Source organism: Pseudonocardia pini (genome assembly GCF_013870575.1).
In the GTDB taxonomy this organism is placed as follows: domain Bacteria; phylum Actinomycetota; class Actinomycetes; order Mycobacteriales; family Pseudonocardiaceae; genus Pseudonocardia; species Pseudonocardia pini.
Map to the genome: position 1 here is coordinate 1 of NZ_JACBXB010000471.1, position 4,365 is coordinate 4,365.

3 protein-coding genes and 1 pseudogene are annotated in these 4,365 nt (G+C 73.1%); 1 reads left to right on the forward strand and 3 read right to left on the reverse strand.

Annotated elements, in window-relative coordinates; translation table 11 throughout:
- The 3 genes and pseudogenes from H5J29_RS22545 to H5J29_RS22555 all read right to left on the reverse strand — a co-directional run.
- A pseudogene (locus H5J29_RS22545) lies at window positions 1–251 on the reverse strand (GNAT family N-acetyltransferase); the annotation flags it as partial.
- Window positions 248–1,462 carry an MFS transporter gene (locus tag H5J29_RS22550; RefSeq protein ID WP_181783038.1) on the reverse strand — a complete coding sequence of 405 codons (1,215 nt, stop codon included), beginning with the start codon at window positions 1,460–1,462 and terminating at the stop codon, window positions 248–250. The gene H5J29_RS22550 and the pseudogene H5J29_RS22545, both read right to left, overlap by 4 nt.
- Window positions 1,463–1,607: 145 nt before the next feature.
- The gene (locus tag H5J29_RS22555; protein WP_181783039.1) at window positions 1,608–3,734 is read right to left on the reverse strand and encodes a malate synthase G; all 2,127 of its coding nucleotides are present in this window, start codon (window positions 3,732–3,734) and stop codon (window positions 1,608–1,610) included.
- A gap of 83 nt (window positions 3,735–3,817) precedes the next feature.
- Between H5J29_RS22555 and H5J29_RS22560 the strand changes: the two genes are divergently transcribed.
- On the forward strand, window positions 3,818–4,365 hold a 548-nt coding region (locus H5J29_RS22560), incomplete at its 3' end, for an IclR family transcriptional regulator (RefSeq protein ID WP_181783040.1).

The window sequence follows — 4,365 nt, forward strand, 5'->3', positions numbered from 1 at the left end:
CGCTTGATCTCGGCGTCGCCCGCGCGCAGGTGGGGGTCGTACTCGCCGTCGACGGCCCGCCAGCCGCCCGCGGCGACCGGCCTCCCCGCGGCGTCGTACCCCACGAGGAACTCCCCCGCAGGCGGGTCGAACTGGGCGGGATCGAGGACGGTCGCGTCCCCGTCGCCGTAGACCTCGCCGTAGAAGGCCTGGACGGCGGCGTCGATCGCCTGCGCGTCGGGATGGTCGAACGGGACGCGGTGCAGGTTCACGTGCGCACCGCCTCCCGGGTCCGCCTCCCCGCCGCGACCAGCACGCCCAGGCAGACCGCGGCCAGGACCGCCACGACCACCAGCAGCACCGGGTACCCGACCGACGTGGCGAGCGGGGCCAGCACCAGCGGCAGCAGGAAGCCGACGTAGGTCAGCGAGTAGTAGACGGCCGTGAGGCCCGCGAGGTGCCGGGGCGCGGCGATCCGCTGCACCTCGATCAGCCCGGAGACCAGCGAGATCCCGAACCCGGCGCCGAGGATCGCCGAGGCCACCACGGCCACGACGAGCGAGCCGGTCACCGCGGTCCCCGCCGCGACCAGCGTCCCGACGGCCACGAGCACCAGGCCGAGCCTGCCCCCGGCGAGCGGGTTGCGGGCGTCGAGCCTCCGGGCGACGGACTGGATCCCGACCCCCGCCGACAGCGTGACGGCGGTGAGCAGGGTCGCGAAGACCAGTCCGAACCCCGCGGTGCGTTCGGCGCCGAGGGCGGCGGGCTGCACCGCGAACGAGATCGCGGGAGCGCCGAACACCCAGGGCGCGAGGGGTAGCACGAGCCCCGTGAACCGCGGATGGGCGACGGCCGGGACCTTCAGGTTCCGCAGCAACGCCCGAACCGGGTGACCCGCCGCACGCGCGGGCCGTTCGCGCAGGGACTCGGGGGCCTTCGCCACGAGCACGATCACCGGGAGGGTGAGCAGGACGTGCGCCAGGTAGGGCAGCTCCATCGGCCAGGGCGCCCACTGCGCGAGGACCCCGCCGATCGCGGGTCCCACCCCGAACCCCGCCGAGAGCGAGAGCGCCGCTCGCCGGGCGCCCGCGGCCGGATCGGCGACGGCATCGAACGGCGCCTGCGAGAGCTCCTTCACCCACGTCGTCCCGACGGCCATGGCCACGCCCGTGACCAGCCCGAACAGGAAGCGGCCGGTGAACAGCAGCGACTCGGAGAACGCCCCCAGCGCGAGCACCGCGCTGGCGGGCACCGAGGCGATCACCGCGGGCAGCAGCACCCGCCTGCGGCCGTACCGGTCCGACAGCGGCCCGCCCACGAGCAGGCCGGGGGCGAGCCCGGCCACGTACACGCCGAAGAACGCCGCCACGACCGTCGCGGAGTAGTGGCCCTGCTCGCGGTACATGACCATCAGCGGCGAGAACTGGTTCGCGCCGTACCCGATCGCGAACAGCACCGCCGCGACCCGCGCCCACGCCTTCATCGCCACCCCACGCTCAACACCGGCCCGCCCGAGGGCCGTCCCCGACGAGACCGACCCCACCCCCGCGAGTCCCCCGTTTTCGACGCGCGAGTCGGACATGAGCGTTCATGTCCGACTCGCGCGTCGAGAGTGGGGGACTCGCGGGTCAGGAGGCTTTCGCCTTCTGGCGCCACGTCGTCAGGACGCGCTCGGTGTAGCCGTTGGGCTCCGACCTGCCGGTGAAGACCAGCTCCAGCGCGGCCTGGAAGCTCTCGCTGCCCTCGAGGTCCTTGGCCATGGGCGGATAGCCCGGCTCGTCGGCGTTCTGCTCGTCGACCAGAGCGGCCATCCGCGCGAAGGTGTCCCGCAGGGTCTGCTCGTCGACCAGGCCGTGGTGCAGCCAGTTCGCCAGGAGCTGCGCGGAGATCCGCAGGGTGGCGCGGTCCTCCATCAGCCCGACGCCCTCCAGGTCCGGCACGGTCGAGCAGCCGATGCCCAGGCCGACCCACCGCACGACGTAGCCGAGGATCGACTGCGCGCTCGTCTCCAGCTCGTGGGTGATCTCGTCGGCGCTCAGCTCGCCGGTGAGGACCGGCAGCGCCAGCAGCCTCGCGCGGTCCGCGGCGGGCCGCTTCGCGATCTCGGTCTGGACGGCGTGGACGTCCGTGCGCAGGTAGTGCAGCGCGTGCAGGGTCGCCGCGGTCGGCGAGGGCACCCAGGCGCAGTTCGCGCCCTGCTCCGGCTGGGCACCCTTCTGCGCGAGCATGTCCGCCATCGCGGCGGGCTTGGCCCACATCCCCTTGCCGATCTGCGCGGTGTGCGCGAACCCGGAGGCCAGCGCGACGTCCACGTTCCGGTCCTCGTACGTGGTCAGCCAGGTGGTGGTCTTCATGTCGCCCTTGCGCACCACCGGGCCCGCGAGGAAGGCGGTGTGGATCTCGTCCCCGGTCCGGTCGAGGAAGCCGGTGTTCACGAAGATCACCCGCTCCGCCGCCGCGGCGACGGCGTTGGCGAGGTTCACGCTGGTGCGCTTCTCCTCGTCCATGATGCCGATCTTGAGCGTCCTCGCGGGCAGGCCGAGCTTCTCCTCGACCGCCGCGAACAGCTCGACGGTCAGCGCGACCTCGTCCGGCCCGTGCTGCTTGGGCTTCACGATGTACATCGACCCGGTGCGCGAGTTCGACCACGCGCCCTTGCCGGACAGGTCGTACTGCGCGGCGGCGGCGGTGACCAGCGCGTCGAGCACGCCCTCGGCGATCTCCGCGCCCTCGGCCGTCCGCACCGCGTCGGTCGTCATGTGGTGCCCGACGTTGCGGACCAGCAGCAACGACCGGCCGGGCAGGGTCAGCGGCGCCCCACCGACGGCGGTGTACTCGCGGTCCGCGGCGATCGTGCGCGTGATCTCCTTGCCCCCCTTGCGGAAGGTCGTCGTCAGCTCGCCGGTCATCAGGCCGAGCCAGGTGCGGTAGGCGTTCGCCTTGTCCTCGCCGTCGACCGTGGCGACGGAGTCCTCGAGGTCGACGATCGCGGTGACCGCGGACTCCAGCACGACGTCCGAGACGCCCGCGTGGTGCTGCTTCCCCACCGTGGTCGCCGGATCGATCGTCAGCTCGACGTGCAACCCGTTGCGGCGCAGCAGGATCGAGCCGTCGCCGAAGCCCGCGTACTGCGCCGTGTCGGCCAGGCCGGACTCGCCGGTCCCGGTGTAGGCGACGAGGCCCCGGGCGTCCGCGGTGTACCGCTCGACGTCGGCGTGCGAGCCCTGGGTCAGCGGGAACAGCTCGTCGAGCAGGGCGTCCGCGGCCTCGATGACCTGGGCGCCGCGCCGCTCGTCGTAGCCCTCGGCGAGCTCGTGCTCCTGCGGCAGCGCGTCCGTGCCGTAGAAGGCGTCGTACAGCGAGCCCCAGCGCGCGTTGGCGGCGTTGAGGGCGTAGCGCGGGACGGTCGCGGGGACGACGAGCTGCGGACCGGGGATCTCCGCGATCTCGGCGTCGACGTTCTCGACGGCGATCGGCGCGGGATCGTCGGCCGGGAGCAGGTAGCCCAGCTCGGTGAGGAAGGCCGCGTACTCCTCCGCGGTACCGGCGCCGTGCACCTCGTGCCAGGTGTCGATCTGCGCCTGCAGCGCGTCCCGCCGGCCGAGCAGCTCGGTGATCCGCGGGGCGAAACGGGCCTGGAGATCGGCCAGCGCGGCCCAGAACGCCTCCGGCGTGAGGTCCAGGCCCGCGAGCAGCTCCCCCTCGACGAAGTCCTTCAGCTGGGGGTCGACCTGCAGTCCTGCGGTCCCGGCCATCTCGGCATCCTCTCCTCGGCGTCGGCTACTTTTCTACCAGACGGAGTGGCTTTTCCGCATCATGGAATGTAGAGTCCGCAGTTGTGAGCACCGACATACCCCGCTCGGGGGGCGTCCAGTCCCTCGCCCGCGCGTTCGGGGTGCTGGAGTCGCTGGCCGAGCTGGGCGGCGAGGCCGGGTTGTCCGAGCTGGCCGCGAGCACGGGGCTGGCGCCGGGGACCATCCACCGGCTCGTCCGCACGCTCGTCGACCTGGGATACCTGCGACAGCTGCCGTCGCGGCGGTACACGCTCGGGCCCAAGCTCGTCGGGCTGGGCGAGACGGCCGCGCGCCAGTTCGGCCGTTGGGCGCAGCCGGTGCTCACCGAGCTCGTCGCGCAGATCGGCGAGACCGCCAACCTCGCGGTGCTCGACGGCGACCAGGCCGTCTACGTCGCCCAGGTCCCGTCACCGCACTCGATGCGGATGTTCACGGAGATCGGGCGGCGGGTCCCGGTGCACTGCACGGGCGTGGGCAAGGCACTGCTCTCCGCGCTGTCCCCGGCGGACTCGGCCGCGATCGTCGCGCGCACGGGGCTCCCGGCGGTCACGCCCACGACGATCACCGACCCGGCGGCGTTCGCCGCGGAGCT

What these genes read in the sequence shown, in the direction of transcription:
- H5J29_RS22550 (WP_181783038.1), bottom strand. Translation starts at nt 1,462, where the DNA reads ATGAAGGCGTGGGCGCGGGTCGCGGCGGTGCTGTTCGCGATCGGGTAC.
- H5J29_RS22555 (WP_181783039.1), bottom strand. Translation starts at nt 3,734, where the DNA reads ATGGCCGGGACCGCAGGACTGCAGGTCGACCCCCAGCTGAAGGACTTC.